Origin of the sequence: Stakelama pacifica (assembly GCF_004361835.1) — a bacterium.
Lineage (GTDB): Bacteria > Pseudomonadota > Alphaproteobacteria > Sphingomonadales > Sphingomonadaceae > Sphingomonas > Sphingomonas pacifica.
Genome location: NZ_SNWD01000001.1, coordinates 321,407 through 346,015 on the forward strand (window position 1 = coordinate 321,407; position 24,609 = coordinate 346,015).

At 61.8% G+C, this 24,609-nt stretch carries 27 protein-coding genes and 1 tRNA gene; 23 read left to right on the forward strand and 5 right to left on the reverse strand.

Going from position 1 to position 24,609, the window contains the following annotated elements; translation table 11 throughout:
* The first annotated feature begins 104 nt into the window (after positions 1-104).
* Together EV664_RS01410 and EV664_RS01415 are read left to right on the forward strand one after the other, a co-directional pair.
* Positions 105-833, forward strand: coding sequence for a phosphatidylserine decarboxylase (locus tag EV664_RS01410; protein ID WP_133493901.1), 729 nt, complete (start codon positions 105-107; stop codon positions 831-833).
* Entirely contained in the window at positions 830-1,618 is a 789-nt protein-coding gene (locus tag EV664_RS01415) for a CDP-alcohol phosphatidyltransferase family protein (protein WP_133493902.1), read from the forward strand. The genes EV664_RS01410 and EV664_RS01415 overlap by 4 nt, the downstream gene beginning before the upstream one ends.
* On the opposite strand, the gene EV664_RS01420 is transcribed toward EV664_RS01415, so the two are convergent.
* Positions 1,563-1,868 (reverse strand): hypothetical protein, encoded by a 306-nt coding sequence (locus EV664_RS01420; RefSeq protein ID WP_133493903.1) that lies wholly within the window; start codon positions 1,866-1,868, stop codon positions 1,563-1,565. The genes EV664_RS01415 and EV664_RS01420 overlap by 56 nt on opposite strands.
* Positions 1,869-2,021: 153 nt before the next feature.
* Here EV664_RS01420 and rpsB point away from each other — a divergent pair, with 153 nt between their 5' ends.
* From rpsB to rpmE, 12 genes are all read left to right on the forward strand, one after another.
* Positions 2,022-2,822 carry a 30S ribosomal protein S2 gene (rpsB, locus tag EV664_RS01425; RefSeq protein ID WP_133493904.1) on the forward strand — a complete coding sequence of 267 codons (801 nt, stop codon included), beginning with the start codon at positions 2,022-2,024 and terminating at the stop codon, positions 2,820-2,822.
* Positions 2,823-2,986: 164 nt separating this feature from the next.
* Positions 2,987-3,916 (forward strand): translation elongation factor Ts, encoded by a 930-nt coding sequence (tsf, locus tag EV664_RS01430; protein WP_133493905.1) that lies wholly within the window; start codon positions 2,987-2,989, stop codon positions 3,914-3,916.
* Positions 3,917-4,019: 103 nt separating this feature from the next.
* Positions 4,020-4,742, forward strand: coding sequence for a UMP kinase (gene pyrH / locus EV664_RS01435; RefSeq protein ID WP_133493906.1), 723 nt, complete (start codon positions 4,020-4,022; stop codon positions 4,740-4,742).
* 25 nt (positions 4,743-4,767) lie between these two features.
* A complete protein-coding gene (frr, locus tag EV664_RS01440; protein ID WP_133493907.1) occupies positions 4,768-5,325 on the forward strand; it encodes a ribosome recycling factor in 558 nt (185 codons plus the stop codon).
* Complete coding sequence (locus EV664_RS01445) at positions 5,325-6,062, forward strand: isoprenyl transferase (protein ID WP_133494206.1); 738 nt, start codon at positions 5,325-5,327, stop codon at positions 6,060-6,062. The genes frr and EV664_RS01445 overlap by 1 nt, the downstream gene beginning before the upstream one ends.
* 44 nt (positions 6,063-6,106) lie before the next feature.
* Positions 6,107-6,844: a phosphatidate cytidylyltransferase gene (locus EV664_RS01450; RefSeq protein WP_229668025.1), complete on the forward strand. Its 738-nt coding sequence runs from the start codon at positions 6,107-6,109 to the stop codon at positions 6,842-6,844.
* Entirely contained in the window at positions 6,841-7,998 is a 1,158-nt protein-coding gene (locus EV664_RS01455) for a 1-deoxy-D-xylulose-5-phosphate reductoisomerase (RefSeq protein WP_133493909.1), read from the forward strand. Before EV664_RS01450 ends, EV664_RS01455 begins: the two co-directional genes overlap by 4 nt.
* A complete protein-coding gene (gene rseP / locus EV664_RS01460) occupies positions 7,995-9,128 on the forward strand; it encodes an RIP metalloprotease RseP (RefSeq protein ID WP_162848750.1) in 1,134 nt (377 codons plus the stop codon). The genes EV664_RS01455 and rseP overlap by 4 nt, the downstream gene beginning before the upstream one ends.
* 68 nt (positions 9,129-9,196) lie before the next feature.
* Positions 9,197-11,956 (forward strand): outer membrane protein assembly factor BamA, encoded by a 2,760-nt coding sequence (bamA, locus tag EV664_RS01465; RefSeq protein ID WP_373287474.1) that lies wholly within the window; start codon positions 9,197-9,199, stop codon positions 11,954-11,956.
* Positions 11,956-12,663, forward strand: coding sequence for an OmpH family outer membrane protein (locus EV664_RS01470; RefSeq protein ID WP_229668026.1), 708 nt, complete (start codon positions 11,956-11,958; stop codon positions 12,661-12,663). Before bamA ends, EV664_RS01470 begins: the two co-directional genes overlap by 1 nt.
* Complete coding sequence (gene fabZ, locus EV664_RS01475; RefSeq protein ID WP_133493910.1) at positions 12,660-13,139, forward strand: 3-hydroxyacyl-ACP dehydratase FabZ; 480 nt, start codon at positions 12,660-12,662, stop codon at positions 13,137-13,139. The genes EV664_RS01470 and fabZ overlap by 4 nt, the downstream gene beginning before the upstream one ends.
* A 94-nt stretch (positions 13,140-13,233) precedes the next feature.
* The gene (gene rpmE, locus EV664_RS01480) at positions 13,234-13,461 is read left to right on the forward strand and encodes a 50S ribosomal protein L31 (RefSeq protein WP_133493911.1); all 228 of its coding nucleotides are present in this window, start codon (positions 13,234-13,236) and stop codon (positions 13,459-13,461) included.
* A 160-nt stretch (positions 13,462-13,621) separates the two neighbouring features.
* Here the strand turns inward: rpmE and EV664_RS01485 are convergent, their stop codons facing one another.
* Together EV664_RS01485 and EV664_RS01490 are read right to left on the reverse strand one after the other, a co-directional pair.
* A complete protein-coding gene (locus EV664_RS01485; protein ID WP_133493912.1) occupies positions 13,622-13,831 on the reverse strand; it encodes a hypothetical protein in 210 nt (69 codons plus the stop codon).
* A gap of 138 nt (positions 13,832-13,969) precedes the next feature.
* Positions 13,970-14,059 (reverse strand) — tRNA-Ser (locus EV664_RS01490).
* A gap of 102 nt (positions 14,060-14,161) precedes the next feature.
* Between EV664_RS01490 and EV664_RS01495 the strand changes: the two genes are divergently transcribed.
* From EV664_RS01495 to mazG, 9 genes are all read left to right on the forward strand, one after another.
* Positions 14,162-15,205, forward strand: coding sequence for a lytic murein transglycosylase (locus EV664_RS01495; RefSeq protein ID WP_133493913.1), 1,044 nt, complete (start codon positions 14,162-14,164; stop codon positions 15,203-15,205).
* A 114-nt stretch (positions 15,206-15,319) separates the two neighbouring features.
* The gene (locus tag EV664_RS01500; protein ID WP_133493914.1) at positions 15,320-16,477 is read left to right on the forward strand and encodes a D-alanyl-D-alanine carboxypeptidase family protein; all 1,158 of its coding nucleotides are present in this window, start codon (positions 15,320-15,322) and stop codon (positions 16,475-16,477) included.
* Complete coding sequence (gene tmk / locus EV664_RS01505) at positions 16,474-17,097, forward strand: dTMP kinase (protein WP_133493915.1); 624 nt, start codon at positions 16,474-16,476, stop codon at positions 17,095-17,097. Before EV664_RS01500 ends, tmk begins: the two co-directional genes overlap by 4 nt.
* Positions 17,094-18,074: an AAA family ATPase gene (locus EV664_RS01510; protein WP_133493916.1), complete on the forward strand. Its 981-nt coding sequence runs from the start codon at positions 17,094-17,096 to the stop codon at positions 18,072-18,074. Before tmk ends, EV664_RS01510 begins: the two co-directional genes overlap by 4 nt.
* Before the next feature lie 98 nt (positions 18,075-18,172).
* On the forward strand, positions 18,173-19,735 hold the full coding sequence (gene metG / locus EV664_RS01515) for a methionine--tRNA ligase (protein ID WP_133493917.1): 1,563 nt from the start codon (positions 18,173-18,175) through the stop codon (positions 19,733-19,735).
* Positions 19,732-20,520, forward strand: a complete 789-nt coding sequence (locus tag EV664_RS01520) for a TatD family hydrolase (RefSeq protein WP_133493918.1) — start codon at positions 19,732-19,734, stop codon at positions 20,518-20,520. The genes metG and EV664_RS01520 overlap by 4 nt, the downstream gene beginning before the upstream one ends.
* On the forward strand, positions 20,517-21,281 hold the full coding sequence (locus tag EV664_RS01525) for an MBL fold metallo-hydrolase (RefSeq protein WP_133493919.1): 765 nt from the start codon (positions 20,517-20,519) through the stop codon (positions 21,279-21,281). The genes EV664_RS01520 and EV664_RS01525 overlap by 4 nt, the downstream gene beginning before the upstream one ends.
* Complete coding sequence (locus EV664_RS01530) at positions 21,278-21,913, forward strand: retropepsin-like aspartic protease family protein (protein WP_133493920.1); 636 nt, start codon at positions 21,278-21,280, stop codon at positions 21,911-21,913. The genes EV664_RS01525 and EV664_RS01530 overlap by 4 nt, the downstream gene beginning before the upstream one ends.
* 104 nt (positions 21,914-22,017) lie before the next feature.
* On the forward strand, positions 22,018-22,752 hold the full coding sequence (gene mazG, locus EV664_RS01535) for a nucleoside triphosphate pyrophosphohydrolase (protein WP_133493921.1): 735 nt from the start codon (positions 22,018-22,020) through the stop codon (positions 22,750-22,752).
* A 9-nt stretch (positions 22,753-22,761) separates the two neighbouring features.
* Here mazG and hflX read toward each other — a convergent pair whose 3' ends face one another.
* Together hflX and hfq are read right to left on the reverse strand one after the other, a co-directional pair.
* Positions 22,762-24,054, reverse strand: a complete 1,293-nt coding sequence (hflX, locus tag EV664_RS01540) for a GTPase HflX (RefSeq protein ID WP_133493922.1) — start codon at positions 24,052-24,054, stop codon at positions 22,762-22,764.
* Positions 24,051-24,575, reverse strand: coding sequence for an RNA chaperone Hfq (gene hfq, locus EV664_RS01545; RefSeq protein ID WP_268237609.1), 525 nt, complete (start codon positions 24,573-24,575; stop codon positions 24,051-24,053). The genes hflX and hfq overlap by 4 nt, the downstream gene beginning before the upstream one ends.
* Positions 24,576-24,609: the final 34 nt, after the last annotated feature.

Sequence of the window (24,609 nt, forward strand, 5' to 3'; positions counted from 1 at the left end):
TTCCTGCCCCTTATGGCATTGTTTGTCGGGCGCGTTCGTGAACGCGCCAGAAGCGCCAGCCGGAACGGATTGTATTACGCGGACAGGACGGCTACACCATCCCGATGGCATCGCTGGACAAGCCGGAAATCGGCACGACGACGGTCAAATGGCGCTTTCCGAGCGTTCATCCGGAGGGGCGCAAATATGTGCTCATCGCCCTCGTCCTCACCTTTATCATATGGCTGGTCTGGGACTTCCTGACCTGGCCCATGTTGGGGCTGACCCTTTGGGTCGCCGCATTCTTTCGCGATCCCGTTCGGGTGACGCCGGAGGGGGAGGGGCTGATTACCTCGCCTGCCGACGGGCTGGTCACGATGATCCAGCGCGTTCCGATTCCGCCGGAAATGGCTGGTCCCGACGGGTTGGGCGAAGGCGAGCTGGAGCGCGTATCGATCTTCATGAGCGTATTCGACGTGCACATCAATCGCACGCCGATCGCCGGAACGATTCGCCGGGTGGTCTATATTTCGGGCAAGTTCCTGAATGCCGATCTCGACAAAGCGAGCGAGGAAAATGAGCGCCAGCATGTGCTTGTCGAAGGGCGCGATGGCCGCATGGTCGGCTTTACCCAGATCGCAGGGCTTGTTGCACGCCGGATCGTCAGCTTCGTAAAGCCGGGCGATATGATCGCGACCGGCCAGCGGGTTGGCCTTATCCGGTTCGGCAGCCGGGTCGATGTGTATCTCCCCGCTGATTGTGTGTGTCAGGTCGCGCTCGGCCAGCGTGCGGTGGCAGGCGAAACCGTGATCGGCCGCTTTGGCGGAACCCCGGTAACCGGCGTTTCGCAATGAGGCGGAGGCGGCGTCCCGATACGGGTATTCCGCTGCGTGCGGTGGTGCCCAATGCGGTTACTGCCGCCGCGCTGTGCTTCGGCCTCACCGGCATTCGCTTCGCGATCGCCGCGGACTGGGACCGAGCAGTCCTGATGATCCTGATCGCGGGCGTGCTGGACGGCATAGACGGACGGATTGCGCGGATGATGGGCGGTGAAAGCCGGTTCGGCGCTGAACTCGATTCGCTGTCCGATTCGATTTCGTTCGGCGTTTCGCCTGCAATCATCATGTATTTATGGGCGTTGATCGAAGTGCCCAAGCTCGGCTGGATGATCGCGCTGCTCTATGCTGCCTTCACCGCGCTTCGTCTCGCCCGGTTCAATGCGCGGATCGATGCCGCCGATCAGCCGCACAAATCGGCGGGTTTCCTGACGGGAGTTCCCGCTCCGGCGGGCGCGGCGCTTGCCATGCTCCCGCTTTATGCGTGGATTTTCACCGGTCTTGATCTGTTCCGCTCGCCCTGGCTGGTGACGCCATGGGTCGCGTTTTCAGCGTTGCTGATGGTGTCGAGCATCGCGACCTATTCCTGGTCGTCGCTAAAGCTTCGCCGCAATATCCGGTTCGAGGCGCTGGTGATCGTCGCGATCGTGGTCGCGGCGCTCGTCACTGCGCCCTGGCAAACGCTGGCGGTGCTGACGCTCGGCTATCTGGCGACGATACCGTTCAGCTTTCGCGCCTATCGCCGGATCAGGCAGCAGCGCGCCAATATGGTGCGCCGACCTTCCGCCGGGCCGGAGCTATAGTCACCCGGCCGCGCAGCGGCGGCAGTTCGGGCAGCTCGGACTGTCGCAGCGCGCGACCCGAAAATAAATCCCGGATATAAGCGAATTTCGGCGCGATCGTAGCGATCATCACCCAGATCGACGCGATCAGTGCGCCAGCAAAAACCGTAAACGCGACAACAATACCCATTACCCGACTCCCTTTGGTGGAAATCCGGTGGTGTAAACCGCCGGAGGGGTGAATACGTTCCGCGTTTCGCGGAATGGACATGGTATGTTCTCATATCGTTCCGCAGTCAAGCATTGATTCCATGGGACGATTGCGGTAATGGCGCGCTCTCAATCCACATGGAAAGCACATATACCGGTGCTCCGATGACGGGGTCATCGCTTTCCAGAGGACTAACCGGAAGGAGATATCCCTATGGCGGCACCTGTCGTCTCGATGCAGCAATTGCTCGAATCTGGCGCGCATTTCGGGCACCAGACCCATCGCTGGAACCCGAAGATGAAGCCTTACATCTTCGGTGATCGCAACGGCGTTCACATCATCGACCTGTCGCAGAGCGTTCCGCTGTTCGCGCGCGCACTCGATTTCATCAGCCAGACCGTCGCTGCTGGCGGCAAGGTTCTGTTCGTCGGCACCAAGCGTCAGGCGCAGGAGCCGATCGCTGAAGCTGCGCGTCGTTCGGGCCAGCATTTCGTCAACCATCGCTGGCTGGGCGGCATGCTCACCAACTGGAAGACGATTTCGGGTTCGATCAAGCGCCTCAAGACGCTTGAGGAAACGCTTGGCGGCGACACGCACGGCCTGACCAAGAAGGAAATCCTCAACCTGACGCGCGAGCGCGACAAGCTTGAGCTTTCGCTGGGCGGTATCCGCGATCTGGGCGGCATTCCCGACATCATGTTCGTGATTGACGTGAACAAGGAAGAGCTGGCGATCAAGGAAGCGAACACGCTGGGCATCCCGGTCGTCGCGATCCTCGACACCAACAGCTCGCCCGACGGCATCGCGTTCCCGGTTCCGGGCAACGACGATGCGGCGCGTGCGATTCGCCTCTATTGCGAAGCCGTGGGCATCGCAGCGACTCGCGGTGGTGAGCAGGCAGCCGTCGCTGCCGGTCACGATATCGGTTCGATGGAAAATCCGCCGGCTGAAGAAGCTGCTGCATCGACTCAGCCCGAAACGGCTGCCGAAGGCGAGCGTCAGATCGACGCCTAACAGCCTGGACCGGCGATATTGACCGTTCGCGCCGGGCTTTTCGGGGCGCTGTCTTGCTCCTGTCATCGACAGGAGAGACGGAGCTCCGGCGGGCTTAGCGCGAACGGTTTTGCATATTGACCACGTTTGAGCCGCACCGGCTCACGATGAAGAGGAAACGAGATATGGCCGAGATCACGGCAGCAGCGGTGAAGGAACTTCGCGAGCGTTCGGGCGCAGGCATGATGGACTGCAAAAAGGCGCTCAACGAAGCCAATGGCGACATGGAGGCGGCAGTCGACTGGCTGCGTACCAAGGGCCTTGCCGCCGCACAGAAAAAGTCGAGCCGTACCGCTGCCGAAGGGCTGATCGGTATCGCAGTTGCAGGTCCGTCCGGCGCAGCGGTTGAAGTCAATTCGGAGACCGATTTCGTCGCGAAGAACGATCAGTTCCAGAATTTCGTTCGCGAAGTCACGCAGCTCGTTCTGGCCGAAGGCGACGATCTGGACGCGCTGAAAAATGCTGAAATGCCTTCGGGCACCACGGTGCAGGACGCGCTGACCAATAATATCGCCACGATTGGTGAGAATCAGTCGATCCGCCGCGCGAAGAAGCTGAAAGTATCGCAGGGCGCGGTCATTCCGTATGTCCATAACGCGGTTGCCGACGGGCTGGGCAAGATCGGCGTGCTTGTCGCGCTCGAATCGGATGCGGGCGTCGATGTTCTGGAGCCGCTGGGCAAGCAGATCGCGATGCACATCGCTGCTGCCTTCCCGCTGGCGATGCATGCCGAAGATCTCGACCAGGACGTTATCGCGCGCGAGCGTGCGGTCGCGATGGAAAAGGCGCAGGAATCGGGCAAGCCCGCTGAAATCGTCGAAAAGATGGTCGACGGCGCGGTGAAGAAGTTCGCCAAGGAAAATGCGCTTCTTTCGCAGCTCTTCGTCATGGACAACAAGACCGCGATCGCTGACGTGGTGGCAAAGGCCGGCAAGGATGCCGGCACGACCATCACGCTGAAGGACTATGTCCGCTTCCAGCTCGGCGAAGGCATCGAGAGGGAAGAGAGCGATTTCGCAGCCGAGGTCGCAGCGACCGCAGGCGTGAAAAAGTAATTAATGGTTTCCGCTGCTCCATGCGGCGGTTTACCATTGGCACGGCGGCGCGGTCCTTCTAAGGTCCGCGCCGCTTTGCATATCCCCAGCGCGAACAGGTGACATGAATCTTCCCCGCTTCAACCGGATCCTTCTCAAACTTTCGGGCGAAGTCCTGATGGGGCAGGGGCAGTTCGGCATCGACCCGGCCACCTGCGACCGCGTGGCGAGCGAAATCGCCGCTGCGAAAGAGGCAGGGCACGAGCTTTGCCTCGTTGTCGGCGGCGGGAACATCTTTCGCGGGCTTGCCGGGGCGGCCAAGGGGTTCGATCGCGCGAATGCCGATTATATGGGCATGCTCGCCACCGTCATGAACGCGCTTGCTGTGCAGAATGCGCTGGAGCGGATCGGTGTCGAGACGCGGGTCCAGTCGGCGATCCCGATGTCCTCGATCTGCGAACCCTATATCCGCCGCCGCGCGGTGCGGCATATGGAAAAGGGCCGGATCGTGATCTTCGCCGCGGGCACCGGCAATCCGTTCTTCACGACCGATACCGCCGCTGCGCTGCGCGCCGCCGAAATGGGCTGCGACGCGCTGTTCAAGGGCACCAGCGTCGATGGCGTCTATGATGCCGACCCCAAAAAGGTGCCCGATGCGAAACGCTATGATACGCTGAGCTTCAGCCGGGTGCTTGCCGACGACCTGCGCGTCATGGATGCGAGCGCGGTTGCGCTGTGCCGCGATAATAATATTCCGATCGTCGTCTTCAATATTCGCGGCGAGGGCGCGTTGACCTCCGTCATGGAAGGCAAGGGCGTTGCGACGATCGTGCAGAACGCCGTATAATCATAAAATTAGAGGGACTTAGCTCATGGCCGCTTACAATAAGGCCGATCTGGAACGTCGCATGGCCGGCGCTGTCGAATCGCTGAAACATGATCTGGCCGGTCTGCGCACCGGGCGTGCGTCGGTGACGCTGCTCGATCCGGTGACCGTCGATGTCTATGGCGCACATATGCCGCTCAATCAGGTCGGCACCGTCTCGGCTCCTGAACCGCGCATGCTGTCGGTTCAGGTGTGGGACAAATCCAATGTCGGTCCGGTGGACAAGGCGATCCGCTCGGCCGGGCTCGGCCTCAATCCGATCGTCGATGGCCAGAATATTCGCCTCCCGATCCCCGACCTTACCGAGGAGCGGCGCAAGGAGCTTGCCAAGCTCGCCGGGCAATATGCCGAAAAAGCGCGCATCGCGGTGCGCAATGTCCGCCGCGACGGCATGGACAGCCTGAAGGCGGACGAAAAGAAGGGCGAGATCAGCGAGGATGAGCGCAAGCGCGCCGAGACCGAAGTCCAGAAGCTGACCGACAGCACGATCGCGGATGTCGATGCCGCAGCGAGCGCCAAGGAAAAGGAAATTCTGGGTCAGTGATGCCGAAGCCGGCTTCTCTGCCGCTGACCGGTCAGACGGATTCGCCCCCGCGCCATGTCGCCATCATCATGGACGGCAATGGTCGCTGGGCGAAGGCGCGGCATTTGCCGCGCATCGCCGGGCATAAACAAGGTGTGGAGGCAGTGCGCCGCGTGTCGCGCGCGGCCCGGCAAATGGGCATCGAGGTCCTGACGCTCTACGCCTTTTCTTCTGAAAACTGGCGGCGGCCCGAAGGCGAAGTTCGCGATTTGATGGGATTGCTTCGGCGGTTCCTGAAGAATGAAGTCGATGAGCTGGTGAGCGAAGGTGTTCGCCTGCGCGTCATCGGTGATTATCGCGCGCTGTCCGACGATCTCGTCGCGATGATCGACGAAGCGGTCGAGCGTACGCGCGATTCGGACGGGCCGACGCTGGTCATCGCGCTGAATTACGGATCACAGGCGGAAATCCTGAAGGCCACGCGCTCGCTTGCCGAGAAAGTGGCGGCGGGGGCGATTGCGCCTGAAGCGATCGACGAGAAACGGTTCGAGGCAGAGCTTGCGACGCACGATCTTCCGCCGCTCGACCTGATGATCCGCACATCGGGCGAGCAGCGCCTGTCCAACTTTCTGTTGTGGCAAGCGGCGTATGCCGAGCTGGTGTTCGTCGATACGCTCTGGCCCGATTTCAATGCCGCGACGCTGGGCGAGGCGCTGGACATCTATGCCCGCCGCCATCGCCGCTTCGGTGGCCTGTGACCGGCGTACCAAAGCCTAAATCCGACCTTGGTCCACGCGCTGTCGTGGGGGCGATTCTGATCGCAATCGCAGCTGCGGCATTGTGGAGCGGCGGTTTTTTCTACTGGTTGTTGCTGGTCGTTGTCGGTCTGCTGATGCTTGCCGAATGGTGCGGCCTTGCCCGGGCGACGCGGGGCGAGACCCGGCTCGCTCAATTCGCGCTGTCGGTACCGCTCGCGATCATGTCGCCGCTCGCGGCCGGGGCAAGCTTCTTTGCATTGGGTTTGCTGGCAGGGGCCGGGTTCTTCATCGCCATCATCACGCGCAGCGGCAGGATCGCGGCGGGTGCGATCTACGTCGGCCTGCCGCTGCTCGCGCTGGTCACGATCCGCGCGATGGATGCCGGGCTGCTGCTGGCGTTCTGGACGATGGCGCTGGTATGGGCCTGCGATATCGGCGCCTATGCGGCCGGGCGTAGCTTTGGGGGGGCGAAGCTCGCCCCGTCGATCAGCCCGAACAAGACCTGGTCGGGCCTGATCGGCGGCATGGTGGCAGCCACGATATTCGCGTTCGCGCTGACCCGCTGGGGGTTGCCGCTCTATCTGGTCGTCGCGACGCCCCTTCTGGCGGTCTCGGCGCAGATGGGCGATTTGTATGAAAGCGGCCTCAAGCGCCGGGCGGGAGTGAAGGACTCGGGCAATATGCTTCCCGGCCATGGCGGCTTTCTCGACCGGCTCGACGGGCTGGTCCCGGTCGCTCCGCTTGCTGCGCTGCTGATCCTGGTCCATCAGGCCTTTCTATGAAACGTATCACGATTTTGGGTGCGACGGGGTCGATCGGGACATCGACGCTCGACCTGATCGAACGCGCGCCCGATGCATTCGAAGTCGTCGCGCTGACCGCGAACAGCGATGTGAAGGGGCTGGCCGATGCGGCCCGCCGCGTGCGGGCTAAAGTCGCGGTGGTGGCTGATGAGCGCAAGCGCGATGCCCTCAGGGAAGCGCTGGCGGGCAGCGACACGCAGGTCATGGCGGGCGAAGCGGCGCTATGCGAGGCAGCGGCGATTGAGGCCGACTGGACCATGGCAGCGATCGTCGGTTGCGCCGGGCTTCGTCCTGTGATGACGGCGCTGAAGCGTGGCGGCACCATGGCGCTTGCCAATAAGGAATCGCTGGTTTCGGCAGGCGAGGTGATGCTCAGGGCGGCGCGCGAAAGCGGCGCGACGGTGCTTCCGGTCGATTCGGAGCATAATGCGGTCTATCAATGCTTCGATTCCAAAGCGCCGGAGCAGGTGCGCAAAGTCATCCTCACCGCCTCGGGCGGCCCGTTTCGCGACTGGCCGATCGATGCGATGCAGGCTATCACCCCCGAACAGGCGGTGGCGCATCCCAACTGGTCGATGGGCGCAAAGATCTCGGTCGATTCGGCGACGATGATGAACAAGGGGCTGGAGGTGATTGAGGCGTTTCACCTGTTCCCGGTCGAAGCCGAACAGCTCGACATATTGGTGCATCGCCAGTCGGTCATTCATTCGATGGTCGAATATGTCGACGGATCGGTCATCGCGCAGCTCGGCACCCCCGATATGCGCACGCCGATCGCGTATGCGCTTGCCTGGCCGCGGCGGATGGCGACGCCGTGCCCCGCGCTCGATCTGGCGACGATCGGCCGGCTGGATTTCGAAGCGCCCGATCCGGCGCGCTTTCCCGCCCTGACACTTGCCCGTTCTGCGCTGGAAGCAGGCGGGGCGGCGCCGGCGATCCTGAATGCGGCGAACGAAGTGGCAGTCGCTGCATTTCTGAACCGAAAAATCGGCTTCCTCGAAATTGCCGCAATCGTCGCTGATACGCTGGAACGCTATGAACCGGCGGCGCCCGCCGATCTCGATACCGTTCTCGGTATCGATGCCGAAGCAAGGGCCCGCGCGGACGAGCGTGTGAAGGAATGCGTGGCGTGACCGATTCTCCCGGTATCCTGATGACCCTGCTGGCGTTCGCGCTGGTGCTGGGGCCGCTCGTTTTCCTGCATGAGCTTGGTCATTATGCTGCGGGGCGGATATTCGGGGTGAAGGCCGAGGCCTTTTCGATCGGCTTCGGGCGCGAGATTGCGGGCTTTACCGATAAACGCGGGACCCGGTGGAAATTCGGCTGGTTGCCGCTGGGCGGCTATGTGCGCTTTGCCGGAGACATGAACCCTGCCGGGCAGCCCGATGCCGAATGGCTGGCGCTTCCTGCCGAAGAGCGGGCGAAAACCTTTCAGTCGAAACCGGTCTGGCAGCGCGCGATCATCGTCGCGGCGGGGCCGGTCACCAATTTTGTGATCGCGATCCTGATCTTTGCCGGGCTGGCGACGCTGTACGGCGTTAATCGCACCCCCTCCATCGTCGGGGTCGTTGCCCCGCAAAGCCCGGCCGCAGCGGCCGGGCTGCGCCCCGGCGATCGTATCGAGGCGATGGGCGGACGCGGCATGGCGACCTTTTCCGACCTTGCCGAATATACGATGCTTCGCCCCGGTGAGACGGTTCCGCTAAGGATCGAGCGGAACGGCGAGACGCTGACCGTTCCGGTGACGCTGGCGACGCTTCGCGAACGCGACCGGTTCGGAAACGAATATCGCAAGGGCCAGCTCGGCATCCGGCCGGGCAAGCCGGTCTATGAACGGGTCGGCCTGCTTCGTGCACCGGTCGAGGGCGTCCGCATGGTGGGGACGACGCTGCGTTCGATGATCGACGGGCTGGGGCAGATCATCACCGGCCGCCGTCCGGTGGACGAGCTGGGCGGCCCGATCCGTATCGCGGGAATTGCGGGACAACAGCTTGCACTGGGGCCGGTCGAACTGGTCTTCTTCATTGCGCTGATCTCGATTAATCTCGGATTCATCAACCTCTTGCCAATTCCCATGCTGGATGGCGGACATTTATTCTTTTATGCGGTGGAGGCGGTGCGCCGTCGACCTGTTGGTCCGCAAGTGATGGAATGGGCGTTTCGCGGCGGGCTGGCCGTGCTATTGGCCCTGTTCGTCTTCGTGACGTTCAACGATCTTGGCGCGGTGGGGCTGTGGCGTGGCCTCGCCGGGTTGATCGGCTGACGCGCATAGGGCAGGGCGGATGCGCTGCCATGGGGGTGTGCAGGGGTTTATCCTTTTAGGGTGGGAATGTGACAAGGAATAAGGCACTGAATTTCGGCTCGCACGCGAAGATTGTCGCGCTTGCCTGCACCATGCTCAGCGGTATCGGTGTGGCGCATGCGCAGGAAGCGTCGAGCGCGACCACCCTGCCGCCGCCACAGGCAAGTCCGCTGGTGCCGGCGCCGGAAAAGCATGTCGTCAAATCGCTGAAGGTCGAAGGATCGCAGCGGATCGAACCGGCGACGATCCTCTCTTATACCAAGCTGCGGGTGGGGGAGACCTACACCACCGAAACGATCGATCAGGCGATCAAGGATCTGCTGGCCAGCGATTTCCTCGCCGATGTGTCGATCGAGGGCGTGGAGACCGGCAACCTGGTCATCCATGTGAAGGAAAACCCGGTGATCAACCGGATCGTGCTTGAGGGCAACAAGCATCTCAAGGACGACAAGATCAAGCCTGAGATCAAGCTCGCCCCGCGCCAGATCTTCACGCGCACCGCGGTTCGCGCCGATGTCGCTCGAATCATCGAACTGTATCGCCGTCAGGGCCGGTTCGGCGCAACCGTCGATCCGCAGATGGTCAATCTCGACCAGAACCGCGTCGATGTGATTTTTGAAATCCATGAGGGCGACAAGTCGAAGGTTCGCGCGATCAACATCATCGGGAACGAGAAATTCCCGGATTCAGAACTGCGCAGCCAGATGGCGACCAAACAGTCGAAATGGTTCCGGCTGTTCAGTTCGAATACCAGCTATGATCAGGACCGATTGTCCTATGACCAGCAAAAGCTGCGGCAATTCTACCTGACTCAGGGCTATGCCGATTTCCGGGTGATTTCGGCCGTCGCCGAGCTGACCCCGGACAAGGAAGACTTCATCATCACCTATGTGGTGGAAGAGGGCGACCGGTATAAGTTCGGCGATGTTTCGGTGCATAGCGGCATTCGCGACTTCGATGAGAAGAAGCTCACCAAATTCCTGCCGATGAAAAAGGGCGATTGGTATAATGCCAAGCTGGTCGAGGATACGGTCGATCAGCTGACCGAAACGGCGGGCACGTTCGGCTATGCCTTTGCCAAGGTAAATCCGCGCTTTGAACCCGATCGCAAGAATCATACGATGGGGATCGAATTCAATATCGATCAGGCACAGCGTACCTATGTCGAGCGGATCAACATTACTGGCAACACCAATACCAAAGACAAGGTAATCCGCCGCGAAATGCGTCTGGCGGAGGGCGATGCGTTCAACTCGCTGCTGGTGAAGCGGTCGGAGGATCGCATCAACTCGCTGGGTTATTTTCAAGACAAGTTCGCGATCAAACAGTCGGAAGGCGACAGCCCCGACCGGATCGTGCTCGATGCCAATGTCGAGGAAAAGCCGACGGGCGAATTGTCGCTTTCCGCGGGTTTCTCCAGCCTCGAACGCTTCATCGTTCAGGGGGCGATCCAGCAGAATAATTTCCGCGGCATGGGGCAGACGGCCAGCGCGCAGATCAGCTGGTCGACCTATGCGAAATCCGCCGAGCTCGGTTTTACCGAGCCGTATCTGTTCGACCGGCCGATCGCGCTGGGCGGGAAGATTTTCCGCCGCGATTATAACTCGTTCAATTATCTGGGGAACGACCGGAACACGACTTATTCACAGGTTTCGACCGGTTTCCAGATTTTCTCGGGCGTGCCGCTTACCGAATATTGGACGCTTTCGGGCAACTATACGCTCAGCCAGACCGATGTGACGCTCGATAGGAGCCGTTTCTATAACGCGGACGGCCAGTGCGATCCGGTGCTCGCCGGCCGCTATCTTTGCGATTCAGTGGGTAACCGCCTGTCATCGATGATCGGGTTGCAAATCGGCTATAATAGCCTGAATAGCAATCTCCGCCCCAGCCGGGGGGAACGACTGAGCGTCGGGGTTGATTTCGCGGGTCTTGGCGGCGATGTCCGTTTCATTCGCGGCAACGCCCGCGCCGCCAAATACTGGAATGTCGGCAGCGGTTTTATCTTCTCGCTTTCGGCCGAAGGTGGCGTAATTCACTCGCTGGAGTCGAATCGCGGTCCCGGCGTCGACGAAGTTCGCATTACCGATCGCTTCTTCCTCGGCCAGCAGCAGTTCCGCGGATTCGATATTCGCGGCGTCGGTCCGCGTGTGAAGCGCTTCCAATATTCGGGCGATCCGGCTGCGGGAACGCAGGCGCTGATTACCGACAAGGATCGCGTGTTTGACGATGCGCTGGGCGGTAAGGCTTATTATCTGGGTAAGGCCGAGCTTGAGATTCCGCTTGGTTCCGGCGCGCGAGAGCTGGGCCTGCGTCCCTCGATCTTTGCGCAGGTCGGTGCGCTGTTCGGTCTGAAAAGGCCGATCCTCAACGGCTCGTTCACGCAGGCGACCGATAGCGACGGCAAATTACTGTATAATGAGGATGGTTCGCCGACGCTGCTGCCGCGCACGACCGCCATCACAGATGGTAGCGGAAATCCGCTATATATCGTGCCGAGCGATAATGGCGACATTTCCGGTAAGACCACGACCTGTCAGGTCGGATATTCCGATACGTTCGGCGGGGCCTGTTCGGGTACGACCCAGAACACAGCGTATACGTCGACAACCCCGCCATATTACGAGCAATATCTCGGCGACAGCGCGAGCCCGCGTTTGTCGGTGGGTGTCGGCGTCGACTGGAACTCACCATTCGGTCCGCTGCGCCTCGACCTTGCCAAGGTTATTCTCAGCCAGCCGGGTGACGATACGAAATTGTTTACATTCAACGTAGGGACGCAATTCTGATGAAATCGACCAAGTTCATGCTTCTGGCCGCTGCCGTTGCCGCGCCTGCAGTTTTCGCCGGCGTGCCGGGCGCCAATGCGCAGGTTGCAGGAATCGCCACCGCGCAGCCGACGCTCGCCATCGCACGCAGCAAGGCATTCTCGACCGCCAATCAGCAGATCACCACGACCTATAAGGCCAGCCTCGACCAGATCGAAGGCAAGCGGAAAAGCCGTCAGGCACTGCTCGCACAGCTCGATACCAACAATGACAAGCAGGTCGACGATGCCGAGCTGAAAAAGGCGCAGGATTCGAAAAGTCCCGTCCTGACCCAGCTCGACCAGACCGATCAGCAGATCCAGCAGCTGACCGAACCTGCGATGAAGGCTCAGGCCTATGCCATCGAGCAGATCGCGCAGAAATATGAAGCGGCGCAGCAGCAGGTGATTACGTCGAAGAAGATCAATTTCGTGCTCTCGCCCGATTCGGTGATGTACGCGCCCGAGGCGGCCGATATCACCGATCAGATCACGGCGCAGCTCGACCAGACCGCTCCGACCGTCGCGATCACGCCGCCCGCCAACTGGCAGCCGAGCCGGCAGGTGCAGCAGCTTCAGCAGCAGCTGCAGCAGATCCAGCAGATCGCCGCACTTCAGGCAGCGCAGCAGGCGCGTCAGGCCGCAGGATCGACGACCACGACCACGCAGCCGGCTCAGAACAGCCGATGAGCGAGGCGGGCAGCAGCGAGAATCAGATCGGCCCGCTCGATATCGGGCGGGTGATGGCGGCGCTCCCGCATCGCTATCCGATGCTGCTGGTCGATCGGGTCGAATCGCTCGTTCGCGATGAACGCATCACCGCGATCAAGGCGGTGACGATGAATGAAGGCTTCTTTCAGGGCCATTTCCCCGGCCGGCCGATCATGCCGGGCGTGCTGATCGTCGAGGCGCTGGCGCAGGCCGCCGGTGTCCTAGCGGTCGAATCGCTCGATCTGGCGGGGTCGGGCAAGCTCGTTTATTTCATGGCGATCGAGAATGCGAAGTTCCGCAAGCCCGTCGAACCGGGCGTGCTGTTGAACCTTGAGGTCGAATTCGTTCAGAAGCGCTCGAGCGTCTGCAAATTCGCCGGGCGCGCGCTGATCGACGGTCAGCTCGCGGCGGAGGCGAATTTCACTGCGATGATCGCAGACCCGCCCAAAGCATAGTTCCGCTATAATCTTGCAATCCGGGCGGCGCGGGTGTACCGCGCCGCCTTTGTTTCAGGCTGGTCGGAACCAGCCACATCCTCGGAGACATTACGTGAAAAAAGAAGGCCATCCCGACTATCACACCATCAAGGTGCAGATGACCGACGGTACCGTGTTCGAAACCCGCTCCACCTGGGGCAAGGAAGGCGACACGCTTCAGCTCGACATTGATCCCAAATCGCACCCCGCATGGACCGGCGGCAATCAGCGTCTGCTCGACGCGGGTGGTCAGGTCGCTCGCTTCAACAAGCGTTTCGGCGGTCTGTCGCTCAAGAAATAAGGTCGGGACCGGCGATGCGCTGCTTCATGCGCATCGCCGTCTGATCCGGCGTTGCGGCCAGTATCGCAAAGCCGGCGGCGCGACGATATGCGCGCCCATGCTCCCTATATCGCGATCCTTAATCGCGCTTATCGCCCGCTTGCAGGTACTCTGTTTCGGATCAGGCCGCTGTTGCCGGAATTCCGACGAGCAAAAGCGCGGCGGCGCCCAGCAAAGACAGTGCCAGCGACGCCGACATCGACATCACGCCCCACCCGGCGAGCGTCAGATAGTCCGAATTGGCACGCTTTTCTTTACGGTTGCGCTCGATCGACATCAGCACGAACATCGCGATCAGTCCGTAGAAAAACAGTAAAATCTGAACGATCATAGCGCCTTCGCCTCCGTCCCGCCCAACAAACGCTGTCCGATTCATAGCATCGGCGATGGTGATACGGTCCCGAATGGCAAAAATTGGGCAAAGTCGACGAAGCGAAGCGCTTCATCGTTGAACGCTCTGGTCAAAAAATGGCGGAGAGGGTGGGATTCGAACCCACGGTGAGCGTGAACCCACGGCGGTTTTCAAGACCGCTGCCTTAAACCACTCGGCCACCTCTCCGGATGCGAGTGCCGGATGCGCTTAGCCTTGCTTGCATGAATTACGCAAGGATTTGTGTCTTGGGGGTTCATGCGGCCGCGATGCTGTGGCAAGGAATGCTGCATGCGTGTTTCGGGTAAGGTTTTCCGGCGTATCATCGCTGTGATCGGTGCGGCTGCCATGGCGTCGCTTGGTTCAACCGCTATGGCGCAGGATGAGTCCGGCTTTCAGAATTATCTTGTGTCGCTAAAGGCTAAGGCGGTGGCCGAAGGGATTACCCAGCCGACGATCCAGTCGGTTTTCCCGACCCTGACGCTCAACGAACGCGTGATAGAACTCGACCGGGGGCAGCCGGGCGGAAGTTCGAGCGGCCCTATTCCTGCGTATGCGCCTTATTATGCGCGTCATGTCGACGATGCACGGATCGCGCTGGGGCGTGCCGCTTATCAGCGGCTGCGCGGCAAGCTGGCCGGGATCGAGCGCGAGACCGGGGTTCCCGAATCGATCATGGTGTCGATCTGGGGGAATGAAACGGCCTATGGCGCGGTGACCGGCGGGTTCGATCTGCCGCGCTCGCTTGCCACGCTTGCGTATGAAGGGCGCCGCCGCGATCTGTTCGAGCGCGAATTTCTCGCCACGCTGAAGCTGATCGATATGGGCTTTTCGCGCGCCTCGCTTCAGGGAAGCTGGGCAGGCGCGACGGGCGGTCCGCAATTTCTCCCCTCGGTCTATCTGCGCCTCGGCAAGGATGGCGATGGCGATGGTAGGGCCGATATCTGGAACAGCGATGCCGATGCGCTTGCCTCGATCGGCAATTATCTCGTCAATGCAGGATGGCGGCCGGGCGTGCCCTGGGGCATTCCGGTCGACGTTCCTGCCGGGCTGAATGTCGGAAGGCTCGCGAACAAAACCGTGTCGCCGCGCTGCCCGCGCGTGCATGAACGGCACAGCGCCTGGCATACGATGAAGGAATGGCGGCAAATGGGGATCGTCCCCGAACGCGGCTACTGGCCCGACGATCATATTCTGGCGACGTTGCTCGAACCCGACGGGCCGGGAAAGACGGCCTATCTGCTGACGCATAATTATCGCGTGATTCTCGATTATAATTGCTCGAATTTCTATGCGCTGACCGTCGGGCTGCTCGCCGATCAGGTCGCGCAATAAAGATAGGTTCCGGGCGCTTGACCGCAGTGTCCGTTTCAGGGCTTTTCGCAACCGCCGATTTGTGACACGGCGCAACCATATCTGTCGCGTAACCCCTTTTGGTTGGACTTTAGGATGAAGAAACTCCTTACCGCAGCCCTTTTGGCAAGCATCGTTGCAGCGCCCGGCGCCGCGCAGGCGCCGCCGTTCCAGACGCCCGCACCGATCGCTTTCATGAAGGATCTCTCATCCGACGCAGTCCTGTTCGCCAAACAGCCCGACAAGCGGATTCCGCCCGCTTCCATGGCGAAGATGATGACGGTCTATGTCGCGTTCGACCTCATCAAAAAAGGCGAGCTGAAACAGGATCAGAAAATCCATGTGCAGCGCGAAACCTGGGCTAAATGGCATAGTCAGGGTTCGACGATGTTCCTGTCGCCCGATGAGGATGTCAGCGTCGAAAACCTGCTCTACGGCATCGTCACGCTGTCGGGGAACGATGCCTGCGTCGTGCTGGCCGAAGGAATTTCGGGGACTGAGCAGGCGTTCACCGCGCTGATGAATCAGCGGGCCAAGGCGTTGGGCATGAGCAACAGCCATTTCGGCACCTCGAACGGCTGGCCCGATGAGGGGCAGACCTATGTCACCGCGCGCGATCTCGCTACACTCGCCGAGGCGACGATCGAGAATTTTCCCGACCTGTACAAAAAATATTATTCGAAACAGGATTTCACCTGGGGCCAGACCATGGGTGGCAAGGCGATTACGCAGGCGAATCGCGATCCGCTGCTCGGCTATGTCGACGGCGCGGACGGGTTGAAGACCGGCCATACCGAAGAGGCCGGCTATGGCTTTACCGGCTCGGCCGAGCAGAATGGCCGTCGTCTCGTGATGGTGCTTGCCGGGCTCGATACCTATACCGGTCGTGCGCAGCAGTCGCGCCAGTTCATGAACTGGGGCTTTCGCGCATGGAAGGCGAAGCCGATCGTGAAAAAAGGCAAGCAGGTCGCTACGGCTGAAGTGCAGCAGGGAAGCGAATCGAGCGTCGGGCTTGTCGCACCGCGCGACCTGACGGTGACCATCCCCAGCGGTACGTCGCCCGATATGACGGGCAAGGTCGTGTATCAGGGACCGATCAAAGCGCCGATCCAAAAGGGTCAGCATATCGCCGATCTCATCATCAATACGCCGGGCATGGGGCCCCAGAAGCTTCCGCTTGTCGCTGCGGAAGACGTGTCCGAAGCGGGCTTTTTCGGCCGGGCCTGGGCCGGGCTGATGTCGCTGTTCGGATGAGCGGCCGCTTCCTCTCGCTGGAAGGAGGGGAAGGCGCGGGTAAGTCGACCCAGGCGGTGCGGCTTGCCCGGGCGCTGGAGGCGCGCGGGATCGAAGCGCTCGTCACGCGCGAACCGGGCGGTAGCGAGGGCGCTGAGGCGATTCGGGCGTTGCTGATGCAAGGCGATGTCTCCCGGTGGAGCAGCCATTGCGAGGCATTGCTGTTCGCCGCCGCGCGCGCCGATCATGTCGAAAAATGCATCCGACCTGCGCTGGCGCGGGGGAGCTGGGTCATTTGCGATCGCTATATCGACTCTACCCGGGCCTATCAGGGGGCGCAGGGGATCGACGACGCCGCGATTCTGGCGCTGCACGGCTTCGGGTCGAAGGGGCTGCTGCCCGATCGTACCTTCCTGCTCGACGTCCCTGCCGAAACCGGGGTGGGAAGGGCTGCGGCACGCGACGGCGCCGATGCCGACCGCTTCGCCGCGCGCGACAGTGACTTTCATCGCGCGGTGGCGGCGATTTTCGATTCGATCGCCGATCAGGAACCCGAGCGGGTGCGCAGGATCGACGCATCGGGCGATATGGAGTCAGTGACGGCGCGGCTGATCGCTGCGCTGGACGATCTGCTGCCATGACACCGTTGACCGGTAATGCCGAGGCGCAAGCAGCGTTCTTCACTGCGGCATCGGGTGGTTCGATGCCGCACACCTGGCTGTTCACAGGTCCGGAGGGGGTGGGCAAGGCGACGTTCGCGCGTGAAGCGGCAGCGCATGTGCTGGCCAGCGCGGCCGATCCGTCGATCCCGCTTGCCATGGAAACCTTGCTGGTCGGGAGCGCGATTGCCGGACAGGTCCGCGCGGGTTCGCATCCCGATTTTCGCGTGCTGGAGCGCCTGCCCAAAGACCCCAAAAAGCCCGAAGCCGGTCTCGCCCGCAGCATCAAGGTCGATCAGATTCGCGAGCTTCAGCCGATGTTCGCAACGCGACCGACCTATTCCAACCGGCGGATCGTCATCATCGATTCGATCGACGATTGCGAACGCAGCGCAGCCAATGCGCTGCTCAAGAATCTCGAAGAGCCGCCTGCGGGGACGATCTTTCTGCTCATCAGCCATGCGCCCGGGCGATTATTGCCGACGATCCGTTCGCGTTGCCGGGTGCTGCGCTTCGAACCGCTTTCGGATGCCGAGGTCGCGGCGATCTTGCGCGAGGCATTGCCGGAGGCTGGCGCTGAAGAGATCGATACGCTGGTGCTGGCCGGAAAGGGTTCGCCCGGCCGCGCGCTTGCCTTTGCCGGGCTCGATCTCGCCGCGATCGAGCGCGAGATCCATGCAATCGCGCGCACCGGCGATCCGAGCAATGCGATCCGAGCGCGCCTCGGCAGCGCGCTCGGCGCGAAGGCTGCGCAGCCGCGCTATGAAGCGTTTCTGGCGCGGGTGCCGTCCTTCATTGCCGAACAGTCGCATGCGCGGCAGGGCGAGGCGCTGCGCGTCGCACTCGACGCCTATGCCGATGCCAGCGCGCTTTCCGATGCCGCCATCCGCCTGTCGCTCGACCCCAATGCGACAGTATTCGAAATGGGCGGTGTGATCGCACGCCTCGCCGCCGATTGATACCACAGAGCGTCGGGAGCAACATCGCGGCGCTTTGGCAGGACACGCTGCCAAGAGGCGTTGCTGTTCGCCGCGCCAGCGCCTAGAGGACGGGCATCATGGCAAAGCCCTTTTATATCACCACCGCGATCCATTATCCCAACGGCCGGCCGCATATCGGCCATGCCTATGAAATGATCGCCGCCGATGCGATTGCCCGCTTTCAGCGTCAGGCGGGTCGCGATGTTCGCTTTCAGACCGGAACCGACGAACACGGGCTGAAGATGGTTCAGACCGCGCGCGGGCGGGACATGGACGTGCGTGCGCTTGCCGATGAAATGTCGGGATATTTCCATGAGATAGCCGATGCTCTTGATATCAGCTATGACCGGTTCATCCGCACCGTCGAACCCGAACATTATGCCGCCAGTCAGGCGATCTGGAAGGCGATGGAGGAAGCGGGCGATTTGTATCTCGACCGCTATGAAGGCTGGTATTCGGTCCGCGACGAAGCCTTTTACGAGGAAAAGGAACTCACCGAAGGGGACGGGGGGCAGAAGCTCTCGCCCCAGGGTACGCCGGTTGAATGGACGTCGGAGGAAACCTGGTTTTTCCGCCTGTCGAAATATCAGCAGCCTTTGCTCGATTTCTATCGCGCCAATCCGGATTTTATCCGCCCTGAAAGCCGCCGCAACGAAGTGCTTCGCTTTGTCGAGGGCGGGCTTGCCGATCTGTCGGTCAGTCGGACCAGCTTTGACTGGGGCGTTCCGGTGCCGGAATCGCCGGGCCATGTCATGTATGTCTGGGTCGATGCGCTGACCAATTATATCAGCGGGATCGGCTATCCGCACGATCGCGCGCAGTTCGAGAAGTACTGGCCAGCCGATCTCCATCTGATCGGCAAAGATATCGTTCGTTTTCATACCGTTTACTGGCCGGCCTTCCTGATGAGTGCGAAGCTGCCGCTGCCCGCTCAGGTGTTCGGTCACGGCTTCGTCCTCAACCGGGGCGAGAAAATGTCGAAATCGACCGGCAATATCGTCGATCCCAAAGCGCTGGCCGAACGCTATGGCGTCGATGCGCTGCGCTATTTCCTGCTGCGTGATATCAGCTTCGGACAGGATGGAAGCTTTTCGGCAGAGGCGATCGTGACTCGCGCCAATGCGGACCTTTCGAACAGCTTCGGCAATCTGGCGCAGCGCACGCTGAGCTTCATCGCCAAGAATCTCGGCGGCGAAATGCCCGATGCCGGGCGGGGCGACCCCGCCGATCAGGCTCTGCTCGACGAGGTTCGTGCCGCATGTCGCGCCTTTCGCGCTGCGTTCGAAACGCTTTCGCTGTCTCAGGCGCTCGACAGCTGGATGGCGGGCGTGTTCGCGTGCAACCAATATATCGATGCTCAGGCACCCTGGGCGCTGCGCAAGTCCGATCCCGATCGGATGCACGCCGTTCTCGGCACGCTGGTGCGCGCCATTCGCGAACTGGCGATCACGATCGAACCGGTGGTGCCGGGCTCGGCAGGCAAGATGCTCGACCAGCTGGGCGTGACGGATCGCTCGCATGAAGCGGCCGAAGACGATGGCTGGTACGAGCGGCAGAAGGCCACCGGGTTCAAGATCGCACCGCCAACCCCCATATTCCCCCGACTTGTTCTTGAGGAAGCGGAGGAGCCGGCGGCATGAGGCTTGCCGACAGCCATTGTCATCTGAATTATAAGGGCCTTGCCGAGCAGCAGGGTGAGATTCTGGGTCGAGCGCGCGAAACCGGGGTGGTCGCGATGCTCAACATCGCCACGCGCGAAAGCGAATGGGACGCGGTACAAGCGACCGCTGAGCGCGAGCGCGATGTCTGGGCGACGGTCGGCATCCACCCGCACGAGGCCGATGACCATCCCGAGGTCGATACCGAAAAGCTGGTGAAACGTGCCGCGCACCCGCGCATCGTCGGGATCGGCGAAAGTGGGCTCGATTATTATTACGATCATTCCGATCGCGAGCGGCAACAGGTCAGCTTTCGCGCCCATCTCGCGGCGTGCCGCGAAACCGGGCTTCCCATCGTGGTTCATACCCGCAATGCCGAGGAAGATACGGCGCGAATTCTGCGCGAGGAAATGGGGAAGGGGGCGTTTCCCGGCGTCATCCATTGCTTTACGGCCAGCGCGGAATTTGCAGAGATCGCGCTCGACCTGGGGTTCTATATCTCGATTTCGGGTATCGTGACGTTCAAGAACGCAAAGGATTTGCAGGCTGTCGCGGCGACCTTGCCCGCCGACCGGCTGCTGATCGAGACCGATGCACCGTTCCTTGCCCCAGTGCCGCATCGGGGCAAGACGGGCGAACCGGCCTTCGTCGCGGATACCTGCCGCTTTCTGGCGAACTTGCGCGGTGAGGATGCCGATGCACTCGCCGAAAAGACCCGCGAGAATTTCCACACGCTGTTCGCCAAAACGCGCTCGTCGCGCTCGTGAAGATCAGGCTTCTCGGATCGGGTACCTCATCGGGGGTCCCGCGGATCGGCAATGACTGGGGTGCGTGCGATCCCGATGAGCCGAAGAACCGCCGCACCCGCGCCTCGGTTCTGGTGAGCACGGACAGCACGCGGATTCTGGTCGATACCAGTCCCGATATGCGCGAGCAGCTGCTCGCCGCCGATGTCGAGACGGTCGATGCGGTCATCTGGACGCATGACCATGCCGATCATTGCCACGGTCTGGACGATTTGCGGCAGGTGTTCCACGCGCTCGGCCATCCGGTGCGCGGGCTTGCCCGGCGCGCGACCGCCAACCATCTCGCCGATCGGTTCAGCTATGCCTTTACCGGCCGGCCCGGATATCGCCAGACGATCGCGCTGGAGGAACTTCCCGACCATATCCGGATCGGCGATATCGATATTTCGGTCGTCGATCAGCCGCACGGCAATATCTTTTCCGCCGGGCTGCGCTTCGACCATGATGGTAAGTCGATCGGATATGCCACGGATTTCAATGAGATGACGGGGGATATGGAGAACCTGTATCAGGATCTCGATATCTGGGTCGTTGATGCGCTTCGCCGCGAACCGCACCCGACACATCCGCATCTCGAACAGGTGCTGGGTTGGATCGAACGGTTCGGCACGCAGCGCGCTGCGCTGATGCATATGGACACGTCGATGGACTATGCGACCCTGCTCGGCGAACTGCCCGACCCCGTCGTTCCGGGCTATGACGGGCTGGAACTCACCGCGTGAGCGATGACCAGTCCCTCAGCGCGATCTGGTATATCGGTGCGCTGATCCTCGTCCTCAGCGCGTTGTTCGCGCGGCGGCCGGGCATCGGCGCGATCCTGCGCTCGCTGATCGGATGGGCGATCATCGCCGGTGCAGTGTATATGGTGGTCGAACAGCGCGACACGCTGGCCCGGCTTGCCGAACGCTTCGGCATTGGCGGGCAAAGCGTCGAGGGCGGAACCACGCGGATCGAAATGGGGCCGGACGGTCATTTCTGGGCGCGTGTCGAGCTGAACGGCGTATCGCGGCGGATGCTGATCGACAGCGGCGCAACGACGACGGCGCTGTCCCAGGCGACCGCTGACGCAGCGAGCATAGAAACCAGCGGCGGGGGATTCCCAGTGATGCTGAGCACCGCCAACGGTCAGATACTGGCGAAACGCGCCACGATCCGCTCGATCACGCTCGGCAATCTGCACGCCGATAATCTCGACGCGGTAGTGTCCGACCGGTTCGGCGATCTCGATGTCATCGGAATGAATTTCCTTTCGCGGCTGGGGTCGTGGCGTGTCGAAGGGCGCACGCTGATCCTCGAACCGGCTGACACGAGCGAGCATGAAGCAGCGCGCCCATCCGTATTGGATCAAAGCTGATTTAACATAATATATATTATCGGTCTGATGGCAGTTATTGGCGGGAGTGCCGGGAATATGCTTAAGCCCTCTTCACGCATTCCGGCTCTGAGAGGTTTTCCGACATGATCGAACGACTGATCTCCATCATGGCGCAGTTGCGCGATCCCGAAACGGGTTGCGAATGGGATCGCGTCCAGACGTTCGAAACGATCGCGCCCTATACGATCGAAGAAGCCTATGAGGTCGCCGATGCGATCGAACGCGCTGACATGCCGGACCTGAAGGATGAACTCGGCGACCTGCTGCTTCAGGTCGTGTTTCATTCGCGGATTGCGGAGGAAGCCGGTCATTTCAGCCTGACCGATGTCGTCAACGCGATCTGCGACAAGATGGAACGCCGCCACCCGCATATTTTCGGCGATGCAGCGGTATCGCCCGGCTGGGAACAGATTAAGGCGCAGGAGCGCGGCGCGAAATCGGTCGACGGCGCGCTGGACGGCGTCGCGGTCGGGCTTCCGGCGCTGCTGCGTGCGGAGAAGCTGCAGAAGCGCGCGGCGCGGGTCGGCTTCGACTGGCCCGATGCTGACGGTGCGCGAGGTAAGATATTCGAGGAGATTGAGGAAGTCGCGTCTGCCGCCTCGCCCGATCAGCGAGCCGAGGAAATGGGCGATTTGCTCTTCGCCGTGGTCAACTGGGCGCGAAAGCTCGGCATCGATCCCGAAGCGGCGCTGCGCAGCGGCAACGCCAAATTCGAGCGGCGATTCCGCGCGATGGAGGCGGAGGCCGGGAGCGCGTTCGCAGCGCTCGATCTCGACGCCAAGGAAGCGCTCTGGCAGGCGGCGAAACGCAGCGAATAAGCGACGCCCCTACTCGCCGCGCTGGCGGAACCGGTCATAATCGGCAGCGGCAAGGCGGACTTCATAGCCCGCCTCATCGCCCTCGATCCACTGGTCGAGCACTTCGCCATGCGCGTGCAGCCATGCCGCCGCCGCACCATCGCCCGCGGGCAGCAGGATGCGATAGCGCCGATGACCGGCGGTAAGCTTTGCCGAGAGTTTGTCGCGCAGCGCCTCGATCCCCTCGCCCGTCAGCGCGGAGATCAGTGAGACATCCTCGCGCACCGCTGCTTCGTCGAGCGCCCGTTCGCGCGCCTCGCCCTGCAGCAGGTCGACCTTGTTCCACGCTTCGAACCGGGGCGTTTCTTCCGCAACGCCGATATCGCGCAGCACCGCCTCGACATCATCGGCCTGAGCCTCGGTATCGGGATGCGAAATGTCGCGGACATGGACCAGCAGATCGGCCGAAACCACCTCTTCCAGCGTCGCCTTGAACGCAGCGACCAACTGAGTCGGCAGGTCCGAAACAAAGCCCACCGTGTCGGACAGCATCGCCTTGTCGATACCCGGCAGCTCGATATTGCGCAGCGTCGGGTCGAGGGTCGCGAACAGCAGGTTTTCCGCCATCACATCGGCGCCGGTCAGCCGGTTGAACAGCGTCGATTTGCCCGCATTGGTATAGCCGACCAGCGCGATCACCGGCCAGGGCGCGCGCTGGCGCCGGTCGCGGTGGAGCGAGCGGGTGCGGCTGACCTGATCGAGTTCGCGCCGCAGCCGCGCCATCCGGTCGCGGATAAGCCGCCGGTCGGCCTCGATCTGGGTTTCGCCGGGACCGCCGAGAAAGCCGAAGCCGCCGCGCTGCCGCTCAAGATGCGTCCAGCTGCGCACCAGTCGGCCCGCCTGATAATCGAGATGCGCGAGTTCGACCTGCAGCCGCCCTTCGGCCGTTTGCGCCCGCTCACCGAAAATTTCGAGGATGAGGCCGGTGCGATCGACCACTTTGCACCCAAGCGCGTTTTCCAGATTGCGCTGCTGAACCGCGCTTAGCGAGGCGTCGAAAATCGCGAGCTGCACGCCTTGCTGCTCCACGCATTCAGCGACGCTCTCGACCTGCCCGCTGCCGAGCATGGTCGCCGGCTTGGGCTGGCGCAGGCGAAAGGTCAGCCGGGCGCGCACATCGATGCCGATCGCCGCCGCGAGACCCACCGTCTCCTCGACCCGCGCATCGGCATCACGCGGCGAATTGCCGAGATCGGGCAGCACGATAACCGCGCTTGCCCCGCGCGCAAATTCGCCCGCTTCGCGATCGAACCCGGTACTCAATCGTTTTCTGCGCTTGCCTGTTCTTCGGCCAGATCAACCGGATTGGCCGGCTGGATCGTCGATACGGCGTGTTTATAGACGAGCTGCACCATGCCGTCGCGCTGAAGCAGCATCGAAAACAGGTCGAACGATGCGATCTGCCCCTGCAGCATCACGCCGTTGATCAGGAACATCGTGACCGGCTCTTCGCCCTTGCGCACCGCATTGAGGAAAATCTCCTGCAGCAGCGGGTTGCGCCCCTGCTGACGCGAAGCGCTTTCGACGATCGACGCGACATCGACCGGGCCGGACGGCATGATCGTCGAAATGGCGTGCTTATAGACGAGCTGCGACTGACCGTCGCGCCGCAACAGCACCGAGAAATTATCGAACCATGTCACAATGCCCTGAAGTTTCACGCCTTTGACGAGGAACATGGTGACGGGGGTTTTGGAACGCCGCAGCGAGTTGAGGAATAGATCCTGAAGCGAACTGTTTTTTTCTACCATTTGCTGGCCTTTATGTTGGCGGGTTTGCCGCACGCGCCGGTTCCGGCGTCGGGTTGTACCGGCCCGT